The 18,953-nt window shown below is 69.7% G+C and carries 17 protein-coding genes; 10 read left to right on the top strand and 7 right to left on the bottom strand.

Features of this window, described 5'->3' with window-relative positions; genetic code table 11:
• Positions 1-60 precede the first annotated feature (60 nt).
• Positions 61-1,053, top strand: coding sequence for a glycoside hydrolase family 6 protein (locus tag AB0I69_RS20550; RefSeq protein ID WP_363097049.1), 993 nt, complete (start codon positions 61-63; stop codon positions 1,051-1,053).
• 9 nt (positions 1,054-1,062) lie between these two features.
• Here AB0I69_RS20550 and AB0I69_RS20555 read toward each other — a convergent pair whose 3' ends face one another.
• A complete protein-coding gene (locus AB0I69_RS20555) occupies positions 1,063-3,018 on the bottom strand; it encodes a kelch motif-containing protein (protein WP_363097050.1) in 1,956 nt (651 codons plus the stop codon).
• Positions 3,019-3,021: 3 nt separating this feature from the next.
• A complete protein-coding gene (locus AB0I69_RS20560) occupies positions 3,022-4,806 on the bottom strand; it encodes a cellulose synthase catalytic subunit (protein ID WP_363097051.1) in 1,785 nt (594 codons plus the stop codon).
• A gap of 228 nt (positions 4,807-5,034) precedes the next feature.
• Between AB0I69_RS20560 and AB0I69_RS20565 the strand changes: the two genes are divergently transcribed.
• A complete protein-coding gene (locus tag AB0I69_RS20565; protein WP_363097052.1) occupies positions 5,035-6,015 on the top strand; it encodes a phosphotransferase in 981 nt (326 codons plus the stop codon).
• A 31-nt stretch (positions 6,016-6,046) separates the two neighbouring features.
• A complete protein-coding gene (locus AB0I69_RS20570) occupies positions 6,047-6,706 on the top strand; it encodes a hypothetical protein (protein ID WP_363097053.1) in 660 nt (219 codons plus the stop codon).
• A 30-nt stretch (positions 6,707-6,736) separates the two neighbouring features.
• On the opposite strand, the gene AB0I69_RS20575 is transcribed toward AB0I69_RS20570, so the two are convergent.
• Both AB0I69_RS20575 and AB0I69_RS20580 read right to left on the bottom strand, forming a co-directional pair.
• Positions 6,737-7,030, bottom strand: coding sequence for an MTH1187 family thiamine-binding protein (locus tag AB0I69_RS20575; RefSeq protein ID WP_363097054.1), 294 nt, complete (start codon positions 7,028-7,030; stop codon positions 6,737-6,739).
• Positions 7,027-7,377: a DUF3817 domain-containing protein gene (locus tag AB0I69_RS20580; RefSeq protein WP_363097055.1), complete on the bottom strand. Its 351-nt coding sequence runs from the start codon at positions 7,375-7,377 to the stop codon at positions 7,027-7,029. Before AB0I69_RS20580 ends, AB0I69_RS20575 begins: the two co-directional genes overlap by 4 nt.
• Positions 7,378-7,500: 123 nt before the next feature.
• Here AB0I69_RS20580 and AB0I69_RS20585 point away from each other — a divergent pair, with 123 nt between their 5' ends.
• The 5 genes from AB0I69_RS20585 to AB0I69_RS20605 all read left to right on the top strand — a co-directional run bounded on the left by AB0I69_RS20585 (position 7,501) and on the right by AB0I69_RS20605 (position 10,560).
• The gene (locus AB0I69_RS20585) at positions 7,501-7,824 is read left to right on the top strand and encodes a DUF6191 domain-containing protein (RefSeq protein ID WP_363097056.1); all 324 of its coding nucleotides are present in this window, start codon (positions 7,501-7,503) and stop codon (positions 7,822-7,824) included.
• Between the two features lie 88 nt (positions 7,825-7,912).
• Positions 7,913-8,545: an AIM24 family protein gene (locus AB0I69_RS20590; RefSeq protein ID WP_363097132.1), complete on the top strand. Its 633-nt coding sequence runs from the start codon at positions 7,913-7,915 to the stop codon at positions 8,543-8,545.
• 1 nt (position 8,546) lies between these two features.
• Positions 8,547-9,197 carry an AIM24 family protein gene (locus AB0I69_RS20595; protein ID WP_363097057.1) on the top strand — a complete coding sequence of 217 codons (651 nt, stop codon included), beginning with the start codon at positions 8,547-8,549 and terminating at the stop codon, positions 9,195-9,197.
• On the top strand, positions 9,194-9,991 hold the full coding sequence (locus AB0I69_RS20600; RefSeq protein WP_363097058.1) for an AIM24 family protein: 798 nt from the start codon (positions 9,194-9,196) through the stop codon (positions 9,989-9,991). The genes AB0I69_RS20595 and AB0I69_RS20600 overlap by 4 nt, the downstream gene beginning before the upstream one ends.
• 92 nt (positions 9,992-10,083) lie before the next feature.
• Positions 10,084-10,560, top strand: coding sequence for a MarR family transcriptional regulator (locus tag AB0I69_RS20605; RefSeq protein WP_363097059.1), 477 nt, complete (start codon positions 10,084-10,086; stop codon positions 10,558-10,560).
• Between the two features lie 107 nt (positions 10,561-10,667).
• Here the strand turns inward: AB0I69_RS20605 and AB0I69_RS20610 are convergent, their stop codons facing one another.
• From AB0I69_RS20610 to AB0I69_RS20620, 3 genes are all read right to left on the bottom strand, one after another.
• Entirely contained in the window at positions 10,668-11,900 is a 1,233-nt protein-coding gene (locus AB0I69_RS20610) for an MFS transporter (RefSeq protein WP_363097060.1), read from the bottom strand.
• A 119-nt stretch (positions 11,901-12,019) separates the two neighbouring features.
• Entirely contained in the window at positions 12,020-12,976 is a 957-nt protein-coding gene (gene meaB, locus AB0I69_RS20615; RefSeq protein WP_363097061.1) for a methylmalonyl Co-A mutase-associated GTPase MeaB, read from the bottom strand.
• 45 nt (positions 12,977-13,021) lie between these two features.
• Positions 13,022-14,224 (bottom strand): acetyl-CoA C-acetyltransferase, encoded by a 1,203-nt coding sequence (locus AB0I69_RS20620; protein WP_363097062.1) that lies wholly within the window; start codon positions 14,222-14,224, stop codon positions 13,022-13,024.
• 149 nt (positions 14,225-14,373) lie between these two features.
• On the opposite strand from AB0I69_RS20620, the gene mce reads away from it, so the two are divergent.
• Both mce and scy read left to right on the top strand, forming a co-directional pair.
• Entirely contained in the window at positions 14,374-14,814 is a 441-nt protein-coding gene (gene mce / locus AB0I69_RS20625) for a methylmalonyl-CoA epimerase (protein ID WP_363097063.1), read from the top strand.
• A 209-nt stretch (positions 14,815-15,023) separates the two neighbouring features.
• Positions 15,024-18,872: a polarized growth protein Scy gene (gene scy / locus AB0I69_RS20630; RefSeq protein ID WP_363097064.1), complete on the top strand. Its 3,849-nt coding sequence runs from the start codon at positions 15,024-15,026 to the stop codon at positions 18,870-18,872.
• The last annotated feature ends 81 nt before the right edge of the window (positions 18,873-18,953 follow it).

An 18,953-nucleotide genomic window follows, 5' to 3' on the forward strand; every position in this document is an offset into this window, starting at 1 on the left:
GAATCGTCCACAATTACTGACGAATCGTCACTGAACGTCACCCTCGCGCAAGGGAGCAGCATGTCCCGGCTGATCCACACGTTCGCGGTGCTCACGGTGTTCGGGCTCGCGGTGGGCTGTTCGTCCGCGTCCGACGTCGACGAGGCCTCCGTCGCCGGTGCCCGGTCCAAGGGGCCGGTGGCCGACATGACCTTCTGGGTCGACCCGGTGAGTCCGGCGGCCGAGCAGATCCAGATGTGGGAGCGGGAGGGGCGCAAGCAGGACGCCGCCCTCCTCAAGCGGATCGCCGACGAGCCGGCCGCGCTGTGGCCGGCCGGTGAGATCGACCCCGGCCCGGTGGTGCGGGCGGCGACCGCGTCCGCGCGTCAGGAGGGGCGTACGGCGCTCTTCGTGGCGTACGACATTCCGCACCGGGACTGCGGTCAGCACTCGGCCGGCGGGGCCGCGGACGCGGACGCGTACCGGGCGTGGATCGGGAAGTTCGCCGAGGCGCTGGGCAACTCCAAGGCGCTGGTCGTGCTCGAACCGGACGCCGTCGCGCACATGGTGGACGGGTGCACTCCCGGCGAATACCAGGGCGAGCGGGAGCAGTTGCTGAGCGAGGCGGTCGTCCGGCTGAAGCAGCAGTCGGGTACGAAGGTGTATCTCGACGCGGGCAACCCGGCCTGGATCCGGGACCCTTGGCAGCTCGTGGAACCGTTGAAGCGGGCCGGTGTCCAGGAGGCCGACGGGTTCTCCCTCAACGTCTCCAACTTCCAGACGGACGCCGTGACCAAGAAGTACGGCCTGCGTCTGTCGCGGGACCTCGGCGGCAAGCACTTCGTCGTCGACACCAGCCGCAACGGCAACGGGCCGCTGGCCGGCGCCTGGTGCAATCCGCCGGGCCGGGGTCTGGGCACCCGGCCGACCACCGACACCGGCGAACCCGCCCTGGACGCCTACCTGTGGATCAAGCGGCCGGGGGCGTCGGACGGAACCTGCGAGGGCGGTCCGGACGCCGGGCAGTGGTGGCCCGAGTACGCCTTGGAGCTGGCACGCAACTCCAAGGCGTAGTCGCCGACTTCAGTTGACCTGGATCCACTTCGCCTCCGACGGCGTGCCCTGCGCGTCCGTCACGAACAGCATGTACCAGCCGGGCGGCACCAGCGCCTGGTCCTTCGGGACGTCCACCGTCACCGACTTGCCGTCCTTGACGAGGCCCAGCTCGATGGAACGCTGCTCGACGTCCGTCGTGTGCGTGACCGAACTCGGCCGCATCAGGCGGGCCTTGACGACCCGCTCGGGGTGGTCGGTGCGGAACGTCGCCCGGTGGTGGCGGTCCAGGCTCTCCGGACCGTCCTGCAGTACGGGCCTGTTGCTGCCGTTCTTGTGCAGCGCGGGCGGGGTGAAGATCTCCATGCGCTGCTCGAAGTGGCCGAGCTTGGTGTTGGCCTGGTCGTCGAAGAGCGGGTCGGAGCCGAAGGTGACGACCCTGCCGTCGGGCAACAGCAGTGCCTCGGAGTGGTAGTTGCGGCCGACCATCGGGGCGGCGGCCTCGTGGAAGGCGTTGCCCTTCGGGTCGTAGAACTGCGCCTTGAAGATGTTGCTGGCGCTGCGACCGCGGTAGTCCGAGGAGCCGTTGGTGGTGAAGACCGAGTCGTCCGGCATGATCACGCTGTTCAAGTACCGGGTGCCCTGCGGGAGGTTGGGGCCGTCCTTGAAGGCGGGGCTGTCCTGCTTGAGGTCGACCACGGCGGTGCGCGGGGTCGACTTCTTGGACTCGCCGACGCCTCCGCCGCCGAGGATCATCACCTTCTGGTCCTGGGCGGGCGGGAGGAGAAGTGAGGACGAGGTCTCGGTCTCGTCGGGGTCGCGCAGTCCGGCGACCTTGGTGAACTTGTTGGTCTTCAGGTCCCAAAGGCCGGGCTCACGGCCCTTGTTGGCGGGTCCGTAACCGGCGTTGGAGGCCGGGTAGAAGAGCTTGCCGCCCTTGGTGAGGAAGAGGGCCGGGTAGGTGGGGAAGTACCGCTTGGGGCCCGGGGTCCACTTCTTGGTCTTCGGGTCGTAGATCTCGTTGTCGCCCTGGTCGATGACACCGACGTCGTCCAGGCCGGAGACGGCGAGGACGCGGCCGTCGTCGAGACCGACGAGGGTCGGGTACCAGCGGGCCTTCTCCATCGGGTCGACGGCGATGTACCGCTCGGCCCTGGGGTCGAACTCGTAGGCGGCGCGGATGCCTTGGTAGTCCTGCTTCTCCAGGGTGATCTTCTCGGAGAGACCGTACGTGTTGTTCGCGTCCTTGCCCTTGAGACCGACTACGTCGTACTGCGCCTGCTTCTCGGTGACCGACATCGGGCCCGCCTCGGCGGCCTCGACGAAGACGCGGACCTCGCTCGCGGTGACCTGGGTCTGCCAGGGCTGCATCACATGGCGGGCGTTGTACGTCACCTTGAACTCGCGCTTGGCCCTGGGGACGGTGACGTCGAACTTGCTGACGTAGTCGACGCCGGCCGGGGAGCGGAAGACGGTGCCCTTCTTGAGGAACATCGCCTTGTTGGGGTTCTCGTTCTTGACGCGCATACCGCCGCCGGCCCGCTTGACCTCGCCGTCGAGCAGCTCGTAGCGGGCGGTGCCACCGGCCACCAGCAGGTTGCCGCTGGGGAGTTGGCTGTGTCCGCCGCAGAAGAAGTCGACCGGGGTGGGGATCTTCTTGAAGGTGTTGGCCTTCGGGTCCCACAGCACGGTGTCGAAGGACCCCGCGTTGAACTTCTTCTGCTCGTTGCCCGAACCGGCCACGATCAGGACCTTGCCGGTGTGCAGGAGCGAGGCGTGGATGGCGTTGGTGCGGTACTCCTTCGGGATGTCGACCTGGTCCCAGGAGCCGTACTTGGCCATGTACTCGGGCCGCGTGATCTTGTAGTCGTGGTACTGCTCGCTCGCGAAGTCGAAGGCGGCCGGGGCGTTGAGACCGGCCAGGACCGCGACGCCGCCGATGCCGAGGACGGTCTTCCTGGTTTTCTGGGACGGCTGGAAGGCCATGGTCTAGTTGCCCCCTGTCGTGGTGCTGGAGACGGACGGACCGGCCCCGGTGGTGGCGAGCGCGGGCTCGGCGGTGTCCAGGGTGCGCGTACCGCCGAGCAGCGACCGCCGTTCCCGGCGCTCCTTGAGCAGCGAGCCGACCCAGACCCCCAGCGGCGCAAGGGAGATGACCATCGCGAGGACGGCCCAGGTGCGCATGGCCGCGTGGGTGTGGTCGAGGACGACGGAGGCGGCCAGCGAGGTCGCCAGGAGGATCGCCCAGAAGAGATGGATGCGGAAGGTCATCACCCGGTCAGGGCTGGCGTCGCCGCCCTTGGGGGTGACGACGAACCGGCTCGGCCGACGGACGAGCGCCTCACCGAAGGACTTCAGATAGATCGGCGCGGAGAGCGCCGACATCGCCATGCCCGCGAGCCCGCCGGACCCTTCCGGCTCGTGCGGGGAGACGTTGTGCCGCCGGTTCCAGAGATAGAGCCCGATCTGGAGGGCCGCGGCATCGCTGTAGAGCATCAGCCACACGGACGCGGCGACCTGCGTACCGGAGGCCCCGAACCACAGGAACAGGAAGCAACTCATGATGCCCAGCAGCCAGTTGACGGCCGTCATCGGGTAGTAGACGAGCATCAGCGTGTACGAGAACAACCGCCCCGGAGGCATCGTGAACGGCGCCTTCCAGTACTGCTTGATGAGCGTCTCGTACGTGCCCCGCGACCACCGCATCTGCTGCGTGAAGAAGTCGGTCCAGGAGGCGGGCCCCTCCCCCACGGCGAGCACGTCGGGGGTGTAGACGGACCGCCAGTGCGTACGGGTCAGGGGATTGCGGTGCCGGTGCAGTTCGAACCCGGTGGCCATGTCCTCGGTGATGGAGTCGTACAGCCCGCCGATCTGCTTGACGGCGGCGATCCGTACGACGTTGTTGGTGCCGACGAACATGGGGGCGCGGTAGCGGTTGCCGGCGCGCTGGATCAGCGCGTGGAAGAGGAACTGCTGCGACTCGGCGGCCTTGGTGACGGGGTTGTGGTAGTTCCCGTACACCTGCGGTCCTACGACGAAGGCGACGTCCGGGTCCCGGAAGTAACCCATCATCCGCTCAAGGAAGTTGGGGAGCGGGACGTGGTCGGTGTCGACGGAGGCGAAGAACTCGTAGTCGCCGCCGTGCATCGCGATCCAGGCGTTGTAATTGCCGTGCTTCGTACGGGCCTTGTGGACACCCTTGGGGCGGTTCCACTCGGGAACTCCGTGCCGCGTGAAGTGCCGTACGCCCAACTCGGCGCACAGGGCCTTGGCTTGCTCGTCGTCACCTTCGTCGAGGAGCCAGACGTCCACCGGGCCGGCGTGGGTGACGTTGACTGCGCCTTCCAGCGTGGCGCGGACCATGGAGAGGGGTTCCTTGCCGGGGACGTACGTCGTGAGGAAGGCGACGCGGGTGCCGGGGGCGGAGACGACGGGGATCGGGTCGCGAGCGACCAGCGTGGCGTGGGCGACGGAGGCGACGTTGACGACCATGAACAGCTCGATGAGGCCGATGGCTATCAGCATCGTGACGTCGAGCCCGACCATCCACTCCTGACCGCCCTCGCGCTCCACCCAGTGGGTGGGCCAGACGAGATAGACGAGCAGGGCGGCGGTGAGCACCGGGGCGAGGCTCATCAGGAGGACAGCGCGTATTCGGTGGGGCTCGCGCGCGAGGAGCGAGGTGTACTGCACCTGGTACGACGCACCGGACGGCTCGGTGAGCGGTCCGGCCAGTCGGCTGTAGGTGTCGTAGTCGTAGCCCTCCGGCCGCACAGCGCCCTCCAATGATTGAGGAGTGATCGACGCCCGGGGACCGAGGAACGGTGGGGTTCCGAAGATCGACCGAGCCGATACTCACACACAAGTGGACATATAGGGGCATGTCGAACTGGGTGCGTCCAGGTGGGTGGGGAGTTGCCCCTGGCGGCGGAACCCCGCCCGACGAGCGGCTCGGCGAGAATGCCGCCGTTGGTGATCTCCGGCGCTCCGAAAGGCATCCGTATGCACGACACCGCCGACCTCGTCGCCGAGACCTACGCGCTCGGCACCGGACCGTGGACGATGACACCCGTCACCCGGGGCGCGCTGGGCCAGATCTGGAAGCTGTCCGGCAACGGTTCCTCGTGGGCCGTCAAGGAACTCCTCTTCGGCTGCGACGAGGACCAGATCCGCCGGGAGGCCGCGTTACGGGAGGCCGCGGAGAAGCTGGGCATCGCGTCGCCACGACTGATGCCCAATCGGGAGGGGACGCACGTCTCCCACCTCCCGTCACCTTCCGACGGCTCCCACGTCAAGCTGTACGACTGGATCGACGGCACCCCGGCGGACACCTCCGATCCGGGCGTCCTGGACTGGTTCGGGCGGACCATGGCGTTGCTGCACAGGGCGGGCGAGGGCGAGACCAGGATGCCGAGCTCGTGGTACGAGCGGTGCCCGCAGGACGCCGAGTGGAAGGAGCTGCACGGGAAGGTGCGGCGGGCGGGGATGCCGTGGGCGGACGCGCTGGGCCGGTTCATCGCCACCTCCGCAAGGGAGTTGGCGCACTGGGTGACCCCGTCCGACCCCGGAGACCTGGTGACGTCCCATCTCGATCTGCAACCCCAGAACGTTCTGGTCGGCCAGGACGGTCCCGTCCTCCTCGACTGGGACAACGCCGGATCCGCTTCGGCGGAACGGGAGTTGGCCCGCGCCTTGTTCGTATGGTCGGGCGGCAACGAGGGGGACGTCGAGGCCGGCGTGCGAGTGGCGCGGGCCTATCGGGGCGCCGGTGGGCGTGCCGTCGTACGGGGTCCGCAGTCGTTCGCGATGCTTTTCGCCACCGCGCTGAACTATGTGCGGGTACAGGCCGAGTGCGCCATCGACCCGAAAGTGACCGCCGAACAACGGGAGTTCGGGAGCGGTCAGGTCGTCGCCACTCTGGGCTCAGTGCCGGAGTTGGCGGTGGTGTCGCGGTTGAGTGCGGCGCTGGCGCGGGTGCGGTGAGCGACTGCGGGGCTGGAGTGGGGAGTTGGCGGTGACGGTGCTGGTGTCGGTGTGGGGAGCGGCTCCCGGTGTGGGCAAGTCGACGCTGTGTGCCGGGCTGTCCCGGTCGCTCGCCGGTGCGGGGCTGCGGGTGGATCACTTCTGTGAGGAGGAGATCCTGAGCCGACCCCAATTCGCCGCAGTAGCAGAGGAGTTCGGGGCGAGCGGAGCTGTCGGACTGGAGACGTTGGTCGCGACGACGGAGCGGTTCGTCGAGTCGGTTCTGGCGCGCGGCGACGACGTGGTGATCGCGGACGCGCTGGTGCCGTTCGTGCCGACGTTGCTGGCGATGGGGCACGGCGAGGAGGCGATCGACGCGTTCATGGCCGAGCTCACGGGCGTGCTGGCGGCGGTCCGCCCGGTCGTGGTCTTCCTCGACGGGGATGCCGGGGCGGCGCTGTCCCGGGCCGGGGAGCGGGAGGGGCCGGAGTGGCTCGACCGGTACGTCGGAAAGCTCGCCGCCTACGAGGTGAGCCCGCCCGTGGCCGACCTCGCGTCGGCGGTGACGTATCTGCGGCGCGAGCGCGCGGTGACGCTCGACGTGGTGCGCCGGCACGGGTGGGGGCTCGTCGTGGTGGAACGAGCGGATGAGCTGACGCCGGGTGAGGTGTTGGGGGCAGCGGGGCAGGGCCTCAAGCCCTGGCTCCCCTGACTCCCCCGGCTCGGCGGTGTCCGCGCCGGGCTACTGCGCCAAGTGCCGTTCGACCGTCTCCACCTTGGAGGTGAGGCCGTCCGTCACCCCGGGGCGGATGTCCGCCTTGAGGACCACGGAGACGCGCGGGGCGCGTGCCTCGACGGCGGCGACCGCGCGCTTGACGACGTCCATGACCTGGTCCCAGTCGCCCTCGATGGACGTGAACATCGCGTCCGTGCGGTTGGGCAGGCCGGACTCGCGGACCACGCGGACGGCGTCGGCGACGTACTCCCCCACGTCCTCGCCGACACCGAGCGGCGTCACGGAGAAGGCGACGATCATGCGTTCACGATTCCTTCCTGGCGGGCGCGCGCGGCGATGATCGCGTCCTGGCTCGCGCGGTGCAGGCGTCGTTCGGCAACGAAGCCACCGCCAGGAATGATCGAGTACGCGAAGTACCAGGCGGCGGTCTTCCGGTCCCACTTGGTGCGGTTCCAGGCATCCAGCCAGAAAATCACGTACAGGATGAACAGCACGCCGTGAATCGGCCCGAGCCAGCGGGCGACGTCGACGCCGGAGTCGACCGTGTACTTGATGACCGTGCAGGTCGCGAGCACGAGCCAGGAGATGCCCTCCGGCACGGAGATCAGGCGGAGGCGGCGGATGGCTGAGGCGGTCTTGATGTCCACGGGTCACCTTCGGTGGGAGGTACGTCGACGGTTTGTGAACGCGAGCACAAACGTTCACCCATTGTGGCAAACGGCTGAGCGTGCGGAGACTGGGGGTCCGCCGCCGAGCCCCCGGGAGTGCCCGTGCAGTTCGTTTTCTTCATGACGCTGCCCGGACTGGTGGTCCTGCTGACCGCGCTCGCCTTCCTCGACCAGCTGCTCCTGAAGATCGGCCGCGCCGGAATGCTCCCCTGGCGGAACGCCGGCCGGCAGGGGCAGATATCCGCGACCGGGTTCGAGCAGCTGCACGCGAGCCTGTCGCCGGGGAAGCAGACCGAGCTGAAGGAACGGCAGAGCGCGCTGGTGATGAGGGACGACGAGGAGGACGGGGCGCCGCCCTGGTCCACCGTCGACCTGCGCGCGGGCACCGCCGTGATCCGGCTGAACGCGTCCCGCGACACGCTCTAGGTCTGCCCTAGGGGGCAGGTCAGGGTCGTTCTCCACCCACGGGCCCTGTCCTCGACCGCGCCCCTGCGGTTACCTTCGCACCGTGGCGATGTTTCGACTCCAGGGCAGCAAGGTGCTCGCCGTCGACATGACCGGGGACGCCGTGAAGGCGAAGAACGGCTCGATGGTCGCGTACGACGGGCAGATGGCCTTCAAGAAGATGACCGGCGGCGGTGAGGGCATCCGGGGGATGGTGACCCGGCGGCTCACCGGTGAGCAGATGACGGTGATGGAGGTGAGGGGGCAGGGGACGTGCTGGTTCGCGGACCGGGCCTCCGAGATCAACCTCGTGAGTCTCCAGGGGGACAAGCTGTACGTGGAGTCGAGCAATCTGCTCGCGACCGACGCCGGGCTGCGGACGGGGACGACCTTCACCGGCCTGCGCGGCGCGTCGCAGGGCAACGGGCTGTTCACGACGACCGTCGAGGGGCACGGCCAGGCGGCGATCATGTCGGACGGCCCGGCGGTGGTGCTCCGGGTCAGCCGGCAGTACCCGCTGACCGTCGACCCCGGTGCCTACATCGCGCACCAGGGGAACCTGCAGCAGTCCTTCCAGTCCGGTGTGACCTTCCGCACCCTCTTCGGGGAGGGCGGCGGCGAGGCCTTCCAGATCCGCTTCGAGGGGGACGGGCTCGTGTACGTCCAGCCCAGCGAGCGGAACACGATCGCGGGGGACGTGTGACATGGCGTTCACCGAGATCAACTCGAAGATGATCCAGGCGACCGTGGTGCCGGGCCAGCGGCTGTACAGCCAGCGCGGCGCGATGCTCGCGTACAAGGGCGAGGTGTCCTTCACCCCCAACATCCAGGGCGGCCAGGGCGGCGTCATGTCGATGATCGGGCGCCGGGTGGCGAACGAGGCCACTCCCCTGATGTCCGTCGAGGGCAGCGGCACCGTGATGTTCGGGCACGGCGGCCACCACATCCAGATCATCGAGCTCACCGGCGACACCCTCTACGTGGAGGCCGACCGCCTGCTCGCCTTCGAGGGCACCCTCCAGCAGGGCACGATGTTCATGGGCTCGCAGGGCGGCGTCATGGGCATGGTCCGCGGCCAGGTCACCGGCCAGGGACTGTTCACGACCACCCTCCAGGGGCGCGGCTCGGTCGCCGTGATGGCCCACGGCGGTGTCTTCGAGGTGCCGATCACCCCCGGCAGACCCGTCCATGTCGACCCGCAGGCCTACGTCGCCCACCACGGCGACGTACGCAACAAGCTGTCCGCGGCGCTCGGTTGGCGCGACATGGTGGGCCGGGGCTCCGGCGAGGCGTTCCAGCTGGAGCTGAGCGGCAGCGGCGCGGTGTACGTCCAGGCGTCGGAGGAGAAGCTGTGAGCCAGTACGCGGGGTCCGGCCCCACGGTCCACGACCCGATGACGCTCCCGGTCGACGACAACGTCAACAAGTACACCTTCTGTGTGGAGCTCAAGGGGAGCCAGTGGTTCCTGCAGAAGGGGAAGATGATCGCCTACTACGGCTCGATGGAGTTCAACGGCATCGGGCACGGGCGACTCGACCGACTTGTCCGCACGTCGTTCCATTCGCCTCTGCACGCGAGCGACTGGGTCGTGGCGGAGGGCTCGGGCAAGATGCTGCTCGCCGACCGGGCCTTCGACGTCAACTCGTACGACCTCGAAGACGGCAACCTGACCATTCGCTCGGGCAACCTGCTCGCTTTTCAGCCAACTCTCGCTCTCAAGCAGTCGATCGTTCCCGGTTTTCTGACACTGATCGGAACCGGCAAGTTCGTGGCTGCCTCCAACGGCCCGGTGGTGTTCATGGAACCTCCGATCCGGGTGGACCCGCAGGCGCTCGTCGGCTGGGCGGACTGCCCCTCGCCCTGCCATCACTACGACCACGGCTACATGACCGGCCTGATGGGCGGTCTACGTGCGATGACGGGCATCGGCGGAGCCTCCGGGGAGGAGCACCAGTTCGAGTTCGTGGGGGCGGGTACGGTGCTGCTCCAGTCGTCGGAGACCCTCATGGCCGAGCAGGCCACGGGGGCCGTTCCGCACGAGCCCGGGGTACCCGGTGGGGGCGGGTCCTCCACAGGCCCTTCACAGCAAGCGGGCGCACCGCGCCTTCCCGGACAGCTGGGGGATCTCCAGCGTCGCTTCGGGCTGTGAGCGGTAGTCTGCGGAGTGTGACGTCGAACGTGTGCGCGCCGTCACGCCACCCTCACTAGTTCGCCTTTCAACATTTTAGGTAGACTTCATTTATGGAGACCGAGACGGCCACGCGCTGGCTGACCGATGAGGAGCAGTGCGCCTGGCGCACCCATCTGGAGGTCAACAGGCTGCTGACGTACCAACTCGAAAAGGACCTGCAGCCGTTCGGCCTGACGATGAACGACTACGAGATCCTGGTGAACCTCTCCGAGGCGGAGGACCAACGGCTGCGGATGAGCGACCTCGCGGCCGCCACCCTCCAGTCCAAGAGCCGCCTCTCGCACCAGATCACCCGCATGGAGAACGCGGACCTGGTACGACGTGAGAACTGCGAGTCGGACCGCCGGGGACTGTACGCAGTGCTCACGGAGCACGGGCTGGAGACGATGCAGAAGGTCGCGCCCCATCATGTGGCGTCCGTACGGCGGCACTTCATCGACCTCGTCTCCGCCGAGGGCCTGTCGGAACTCGACAAAACCCTGAAGCCGATCGCGGAACACCTGCGAGGCCAACGGGGTCGTCCCTAGGCTGGGCGGGACGTCTGGGGGCTGCCGCCCCCAGGCCCCCGCTTCGGCCTGAACGGCCTCGTCCTCAAACGCCGGACAGGCTGATTATGCCGGCCCAGTTGTCTCTTTCAGGGGCGCGGGGAACTGCGCGACCAGCCACAGCGCACCCGCAGACAAGACACAACCCCCGCAACACCCGCCACCACCCCGGCGATCACAAAACAAACCCCCACCGGCACCCGCCCAAGAACCAGACCCGTCACCACCGACCCACCCGAACTCCCCGCGTTCACCGCCATGTTGACCCACGCCCCCGCCTGCGTCCGCGCCTCCGGCGAAGCCACCTCGTCGGCGAGCAGATACGCGGTCGTCAACGCCGGCGCCACAAAGAACCCCGCACACACCACCGCCACGGTGAGTGACCACACCCCCGAGCTGAACCCGGCCGCGGCCAACGCCAGCCCAAGCCCCACCGCCGCCCCCGAAAGCCGAACCCGCGCGGCCACACGCCAGTTCACCGCACCGTTCAGCAACCCACCCACCGCACTGCCCGCCGACAGCACGGCCAGCACCCAGGGCACGACGTCCTCGCCGTACCCCCGCTGCTGAGCGAACGCCATCACCAACAGATCGACCGCACTCAACGCGAGCCCCATCCCCAGCGCCACGACGACCGGACCGAGCAGCCCGCGAACCCGGGCCGGCCTCAACCCCCGCCCGGCGCCCGCGGACACGCGTACGCCGGACAGCGCCGGTGACATGACGAAGGCGGTCGTCCCGGTCACGATCAGGGCCGCGCTGAGCAGGACCCCGGCAGCCGGTGGAGCGAAGGTGAGCAGCGAGCCGACCGCCAACGGGCCGATGACGTACAGGAGTTCCTCGGCCACGCCGTCGAGGCTGTACGCGCGCTGCAACAGCCCACGGTCATCGAGGAGTTCGGCCCACACGGAGCGCATGGTGGGTCCAAGTGGGGGCGCACACATGCCCGCCGGCGCGGCCACCGCGCCGAGCACCACCTCCGGCGTCCCCGGGCGCCAGGTCACCGTCGCGAGGACGCACAGGAGACCGCCGTAGAGCATCGCCATGGGGAGGAGGGCGCGGCGGGGGCCGTGGCGGTCGACCAGGGCCGCGCGCAGGGGCAGGAGGAGGACGGTCGCGGCGCCGAAGACGGCCATGATCGTGCCGGCGGCGGTGTACGAGCCGGTGGCGCGGACGACCGCGAGCAGGACCGCCAAGGAGACCATGCCGTACGAGAGGCGGCCGGTGAGCGCGGCGGCGAACGTGCGGCGGGCGTACGGGACTTGGAGCACGGCGGCATACGAAGGGCACGCCGAAGTCGGCGTGGAAGAAGACGCGGACATGCGAATGTTCCTCAACTGGAGGCATGGGAAAGGGACGCCGGTGTGTTCGGCGTGCCCTATGCCATGAGGAGGAACATGTCGGTCAACGTAGCAGCGCCACAAGGACGTTGACCAGCGACTTACCCCTCCGTGATGCCCGCGATCAGCTCGTCCGCCGCCCGGTACGGGTCCAGTTCGCCCGCCACGATCCGCTCCGCGAGCGCGCTCAGCCGGCGGTCTCCGTGCAGGTCGCCGATCCGCGCCCGCAGCGCCGTGACCGCGATCGTCTCGACCTCGCGGGCCGCACGGGCCGCGCGGCGTTCCGCGAGGACGCCGTGCTCCTCCATCCACGCCCGGTGCTTCTCCAGGGCCTCCACGACCTCGTCGATGCCCTCGGAGCGGGAGGCGACCGTCTTGACGATCGGGGGGCGCCAGTCGCCGGGGCCGCGGGACTCGCCGAGGCCGAGCATGTGGTTCAGCTCGCGGGCGGTCGCGTCGGCGCCGTCGCGGTCGGCCTTGTTGACGACGTAGACATCGCCGATCTCCAGGATTCCGGCCTTCGCCGCCTGGATGCCGTCGCCCATCCCCGGGGCGAGGAGCACGACGGAGGTGTCGGCCTGGGAGGCGATCTCCACCTCCGACTGGCCGACGCCGACCGTCTCCACCAGGATCACGTCGCAGCCCGCCGCGTCGAGGACGCGGATCGCCTGCGGGGCCGACCAGGCGAGGCCGCCGAGGTGGCCGCGGGTTGCCATCGAGCGGATGTAGACGCCGGGGTCGGAGGAGTGGTCCGACATGCGGACGCGGTCGCCGAGCAGGGCGCCGCCCGAGAACGGCGAGGACGGGTCGACGGCCAGGACGCCGACCCGCCTGCCCTGCTTGCGGTACGCCATGACCAGCGCGGACGTGGACGTCGACTTGCCCACGCCCGGCGATCCCGTGAGACCCACGACGTAGGCCCCGCCGGTCAGCGGTGCGAGCGTCGCCATGACCTCCCTGAGCTGGGGGGACGCCCCCTCCACCAGCGAGATCAGCCGGGCCACGGCCCGCGGCCGGCCTTCCCTGGCCTGGGCCACCAGCGAGGCGACGTCCTCCATCACAGCTCCGTTCCTAGATATGTCCGAGATATCCGAACGACATGCTCAGGCCTTGGGTACCCGCACGATCAGCGCGTCACCCTGACCGCCGCCGCCGCACAGCGCCGCCGCGCCGACCCCGCCACCGCGCCGCTTGAGCTCCAGGGCCAGGTGCAGGACCAGGCGGGCGCCCGACATGCCGATGGGGTGACCCAGGGCGATGGCCCCGCCGTTGACGTTCACCTTTTCCGTGGACACCCCGAGGTCCTTCATTGACTGCACCGCCACGGCGGCGAAGGCCTCGTTGATCTCGATCAGGTCGAGGCTCTCGACCTCCAGGCCCTCCTTCTTCAGGGCGTGCAGGATCGCGTTGGACGGCTGCGACTGGAGCGAGTTGTCGGGTCCCGCCACATTGCCGTGGGCGCCGATCTCGGCGATCCACTCCAGGCCCAGCTCCTGCGCCTTGGTCTTGCTCATCACGACCACGGCCGCCGCACCGTCCGAGATCTGCGAGGAGGTGCCGGCGGTGATCGTGCCGTCCCGGGTGAACGCGGGGCGCAGCTTGCCCAGCGACTCGACCGTGGTCTCCGCGCGGATGCCCTCGTCCTTGCTGAAGACGACGGCCTCGCCCTTCCGCTGCGGGATCTCGATCGGGGTGATCTCGGCCTCGAAGACGCCGTTCTGCTGGGCGGCCGCCGCCCGCTGGTGGGACAGGGCGGCGATCTCGTCCTGCTCAGGGCGGTCGATGCCGAGGCGCGTGTTGTGCTTCTCCGTGGACTCGCCCATCGCGATGTTCTCGAAGGCGTCGGTCAGGCCGTCGTGGGCCATCGCGTCGAGCATCTCGATCGCGCCGTACTTGAAGCCCTCACGGGACTTGGGGAGCAGGTGCGGGGCGTTGGTCATGGACTCCTGGCCGCCCGCGACGATCACGTCGAACTCACCTGCACGGATGAGCTGGTCGGCGAGTGCGATGGCGTCGAGGCCCGAGAGGCACACCTTGTTGATGGTGAGCGCCGGGACGCTCATGGGGATGCCCGCCTTGACGGCGGCCTGGCGTGCCGGGATCTGCCCTGCCCCGGCCTGGAGCACCTGGCCCATGATCACGTACTGCACCTGGTCGCCACCGATACCCGCACGGTCGAGGGCGGCCTTGATCGCGAAGCCGCCGAGGTCGGCTCCGGAGAAGGACTTCAGGGAGCCCAGCAACCGTCCCATGGGCGTCCGGGCGCCCGCGACGATCACCGAGGTCGTGCTGTTCGTTCCAGACATGAGGTGCGATCCCCTTCCAGCGTGTTTCAGCTGAGGAGTGAACGAGGGTTTACTTGAAATGTACTGAGCGGTAGACCACCCCGTCATCGGGCCGTCGGTGTGATCGCGCGCACGTTGCGTAACCACCCGGTGAGCGCTGCACTACATACATGCTGACGCGAATCGACCACATCGGGATCGCCTGCTTCGACCTCGACACGACCGTCGAGTTCTACCGGGCCACGTACGGCTTCGAGGTGTTCCACTCCGAGGTCAACGAGGAGCAGGGCGTACGCGAGGCCATGTTGAAGATCAACAACACGGACGACGGCGGCGCCTCCTACCTCCAGCTCCTCGAACCCACCCGCGAGGACTCCGCCGTAGGAAAGTGGCTGGCGAAGAACGGGGAGGGGGTCCACCACATCGCCTTCGGTACGGCGGATGTGGACGCAGACTCCGCGGACATCCGGGGGAAGGGCGTACGCGTTCTGTACGAGGAGCCCCGGCGCGGCTCCATGGGGTCACGGATCACGTTCCTGCACCCAAAGGATTGCCATGGCGTACTGACAGAACTGGTCACTTCGGCGCCTGTTGAGTCACCTGAGCACTGACCCTCGTACATATGGGCCGGTAGGGTTGGGGTCGGTCGTCGCTCGCAACCAGGACGACCGCATGCCGGGGTCCGGGTTTCGGGGGGCGAGCGTCGGGCAGCAGCCCATGCTCCGTCGTTGATCTGACACCATTCCCCGGGAGCACCGTTCGATGGATGGACGGAGCTCGTTGGAGTAAACCGCGACCAGGGGACGGATGGGACCGCGCAGTGCGGGGCTACGAACGCCAGGAGCGAGAGCCGGCGGCTGACGTCGACCACCTCTCTCGGTTCGAGGCCGAGATGGAGCGGCTGAAGACCGAGCGGGAAAAGGCGATCCAGCATGCCGAGGACCTCGGCTACCAGGTCGAGGTGCTGCGCGCCAAGCTGCACGAGGCGCGCCGCACCCTCATGTCCCGACCGGCTTACGACGGCGGTGACATCGGCTATCAGGCCGAGCAGATGCTTCGTAATGCCCAGGTCCAGGCCGACCAGTTGCGGCAGGACGCCGAGCGGGAGCTGAGCCAGGCCCGCGCGCAGACCCAGCGCATCCTCCAGGAGCACGCGGAGAACGCGGCCCGGCTCCAGGCGGAGCTGCACCAGGAGGCGGTGACCCGGCGCCAGCAGCTCGACCAGGAGCTGGCGGAGCGCCGGCAGACCGTCGAGTCGCACGTCAACGAGAACGTGTCGTGGGCGGAGCAGCTGCGCGCCCGCTCCGAGTCCCAGGCCCGCCGTCTCGTGGAGGAGTCCCGGACCGAGGCCGACCAGGCCCTGGCCGCCGCCCGCGCCGAGGCCGAGCGGGTCGCCACCGAGGCCCGGCAGCGGCTGGAGATGGACGCCGAGGCGGCCCGCGCGGAGGCCGAGCAACTCCTGCGCCGCGCCCGCACGGACGCCGAACGGCTGCTGAACGCGGCTTCCTCGCAGGCCCAGGAGGCCACCGACCACGCCGAGCAGCTGCGCAGCTCCACGGTCAACGAGTCGGACAGCGCCCGCCGTCAGGCCACCGAGCTGAGCCGGGCCGCCGAGACGCGCATGGCGGAGGCCGACACCTCACTGCGTGAGGCGCGCCTGGAGGCGGAGAAGGTCCTCTCCGAGGCCAAGGAGGCCGCCGCCAAGGCCCTCTCCAGCGCCGAGTCGGCCAACGAGCAGCGCACGCGCACGGCGAAGGAGCAGGTCGCCCGGCTGGTCACGGAGGCCACCAAGGAGGCCGAGACCACCAAGGCGGACGCCGAGCAGATCGTCGCCGAGGCCCAGGCCAAGGCCGACAAGATCGTCGCGGAGGCCGAGGAGAACGCCCGCAGCCTCACCGCCGAGGAGACCGCCTCCCAGCTCGCCAAGGCTGCCCGGACCGCCGAGGACGTTCTCGACAAGGCGTCCGAGGACGCCAAGAACACCACGAAGGCCGCGGCCGAGGAGGCCGAGCGGATCCGCTCCGAGGCGGAGGCCGAGGCCGACCGGCTGCGCGCCCAGGCGCACGACATCGCCGAGGGCCTCAAGGGCGCGGCGAAGGACGACACCAAGGAGTACCGCGCCAAGACGGTCGAGCTGCAGGAGGAGGCGCGCCGGCTGCGCGGCGAGGCCGAGCAGCTGCGCGCCGACGCGGTCGGCGAGGGCGAGCGCATCCGCGCCGAGGCACGCCGTGAGGCCGTCCAGCAGATCGAGGAGGCGGCCAAGACCGCCGAGGAACTGCTGTCCAAGGCCCGCGTCGACGCCGACGAGCTGCGCCAGACCGCCACCACGGACAGCGAGAAGGTCCGCTTCGAGGCCATCGAGCGCGCCACCACCCTGCGCCGGCAGGCCGAGGAGACCCTCGACCGCACCCGCAAGGAGGCGGAGCGGCACCGCTCGGAGGTCATCGAGCAGTCAGAGGGCATCAAGGCGGATGCCGAACAGGCCGCCCGCGACCTGCGCGACGAGACCGAGCGGGCCATAGAGGCACGCCGCGAGGAGGCCGCCGAGGGTCTGACGCGGCTGCACACGGAGACCGAGGAGCGGCTCACCGCTGCCGAGCAGGCGCTCACCGACGCCCGTGAGGAGGCCGAGCGGATCCGCCGCGAGGCCGCCGAGGAGTCGGAACGCCTGCGCGCCGAGGCCGCCGACCGCATCCGCTCCCTCCAGGCGCAGGCCGAGACGGAGGCCGACCGGCTGCGCAACGAGGCCGCGGGCGACGCGTCCGCGTCCCGTGCCGAGGGCGAGGCCATCGCCGTACGCCTGCGGTCCGAGGCGTCGGCCGAGGCCGAGCGGCTGAAGACCGAGGCGCAGGACACCGCCGACCGGGTCCGCGCGGAGGCGCAGGCCGCCGCCGAGCGGCTGGCCATCGAGGCGTCGGAGACGCTGGCCGCCGCCCAGGAGGAGGCCGTACGGCGTCGTCGTGAGGCCGAGGAGCTGCTCGGGTCGGCCCGTGAGGAGGCCGGGCAGGAGCGCGAGCAGGCCCGCGAGCAGAGCGAGGAGCTGCTGGCCTCGGCGCGCAACCGCGTGGAGGAGGCTCAGGCCGAGGCTGTACGGCTGGTCGAGGAGGCCGACCGGCGCGCCACCGAGATGGTGTCGGGCGCCGAGCAGCACGCCCAGCAGGTACGGGAGTCCGTCGCCGGGCTGCACGACCAGGCCCAGGAGGAGATCACCGGGCTGCGGTCGGCCGCCGAGCATGTCGCGGACCGGGTCAGGCGCGAGGCGCAGGAGGAGGCGGACCGGGTCCGCGCCGACGCCTACAGCGAGCGGGAGCGGGCCACCGAGGACGCCAACCGCCTGCGGCGGCGGGTGAGCGAGGAGACGGACGCCGCCAAGGCCCTTGCGGAGCGCACCGTTTCGGACGCCATCGCGGAGTCCGAGCGGCTGCGGTCGGAGGCCGCCGAGCACGCCCAGCAGGTGCGCACGGAGGCGTCGGACGCGATCGCGCAGGCCGACCAGGACGCGGCGCGGGCCCGGGCGGACGCCCGTGAGGACGCCAACCGCATCCGTTCGGACGCGGCGACGCAGGCCGACACCCTCATCACCGAGGTGACGGCGGAGGCGGAGCGGCTCCAGACGGAGACGATCAACGAGGCCGAGCGGGTGCGTTCGGAGGCCGTGGCCAAGGCGGAGAAGCTGATCTCGGACGCGACCGGGGACGCGGAGCGGCTGCGCGCCGAGGCCGCCGACACGGTGGGTTCCGCGCAGCAGCACGCCGAGCGGATCCGCAACGAGTCCAACCGTCTCAAGGCGGACGCGGAGGCGGAGGCCGAGCGGGTCACCTCGGCGGCGCGCGAGGAGTCCGAGCGGACGCTGGACGAGGCCCGCAAGGAGGCCAACAAACGGCGTTCCGAGGCGGCCGAGCAGGTCGACACCCTCATCACGGAGACCGCGGCCGAGGCCGACAAGCTGCTGAGCGAGGCCCAGCAGCAGGCGCAGAAGACGACGGCGGACGCCGAGGCGCAGGCCGACTCGATGGTCGGCGCTGCCCGCAACGAGGCCGACCGGCTGGTGTCCGAGGGCACCATCGAGGGCAACACCCGGGTGGAGCAGGCCCGTACGGACGCCGACGAGCTGCTCGTCGGCGCGCGCAGGGACGCCACCGCCATAAGGGAGCGCTCGGAGGAGCTGCGCGACCGCATCACGAACGAGATCGAGAACCTGCACGAGCGGGCCCGCCGTGAGTCGGCCGAGACGATGAGGTCGGCCGGCGACCGCTGCGACGCGCTCATCAAGGCCGCCGAGGAGCAGCTCGGCAAGGCGCAGGCGAAGGCCAAGGAACTGGTCTCGGAGGCCAACTCCGAGGCGGGCAAGGTCCGTATCGCCGCCGTGAAGAAGGCCGAGGGTCTCCTCAAGGAGGCAGAGCAGAAGAAGTCGACGCTCATCCGCGAGGCCGAGGAGCTGAAGGCGGAGGCGATCCGCGAGGCCCGGCGCACGGTCGAGGAGGGCAAGCGCGACCTGGAGGTGCTGGTCCGCCGCCGCGAGGACATCAACGCCGAAATCTCCCGTGTCCAGGACGTCCTGGAAGCGTTGGAGTCTTTCGAGGCCCCGACAGCGGCCAAGGACGGCGGGGTCAAGGCTGGAGTCACGGCGGGCGCAACTCGTTCGGGTGGCAAGTCTGTTGAAGGTTAAGAAAGCCCTGTGAGGTTCGGGGTGTTCTGGGGCCTTTGACCGAGTCTTTGGCAAGCGGTCGGACGGTTAGCCACTCAAAAG

The organism is Streptomyces sp. NPDC050508, from assembly GCF_040655155.1.
Taxonomy (GTDB): Bacteria; Actinomycetota; Actinomycetes; order Streptomycetales; family Streptomycetaceae; genus Streptomyces.

Coding starts and splice junctions, on each gene's coding strand:
- AB0I69_RS20555 (WP_363097050.1), bottom strand. CDS start 3,018: ATGGCCTTCCAGCCGTCCCAGAAAACCAGGAAGACCGTCCTCGGCATC.
- AB0I69_RS20595 (WP_363097057.1), top strand. CDS start 8,547: ATGGCGTTCACCGAGATCAACTCGAAGATGATCCAGGCGACCGTGGTG.
- AB0I69_RS20610 (WP_363097060.1), bottom strand. CDS start 11,900: ATGTCCGCGTCTTCTTCCACGCCGACTTCGGCGTGCCCTTCGTATGCC.
- AB0I69_RS20550 (WP_363097049.1), top strand. CDS start 61: ATGTCCCGGCTGATCCACACGTTCGCGGTGCTCACGGTGTTCGGGCTC.
- AB0I69_RS20565 (WP_363097052.1), top strand. CDS start 5,035: ATGCACGACACCGCCGACCTCGTCGCCGAGACCTACGCGCTCGGCACC.
- AB0I69_RS20605 (WP_363097059.1), top strand. CDS start 10,084: ATGGAGACCGAGACGGCCACGCGCTGGCTGACCGATGAGGAGCAGTGC.
- AB0I69_RS20620 (WP_363097062.1), bottom strand. CDS start 14,224: ATGTCTGGAACGAACAGCACGACCTCGGTGATCGTCGCGGGCGCCCGG.
- AB0I69_RS20575 (WP_363097054.1), bottom strand. CDS start 7,030: ATGATCGTCGCCTTCTCCGTGACGCCGCTCGGTGTCGGCGAGGACGTG.
- meaB (WP_363097061.1), bottom strand. CDS start 12,976: ATGGAGGACGTCGCCTCGCTGGTGGCCCAGGCCAGGGAAGGCCGGCCG.
- mce (WP_363097063.1), top strand. CDS start 14,374: ATGCTGACGCGAATCGACCACATCGGGATCGCCTGCTTCGACCTCGAC.
- AB0I69_RS20590 (WP_363097132.1), top strand. CDS start 7,913: ATGTTTCGACTCCAGGGCAGCAAGGTGCTCGCCGTCGACATGACCGGG.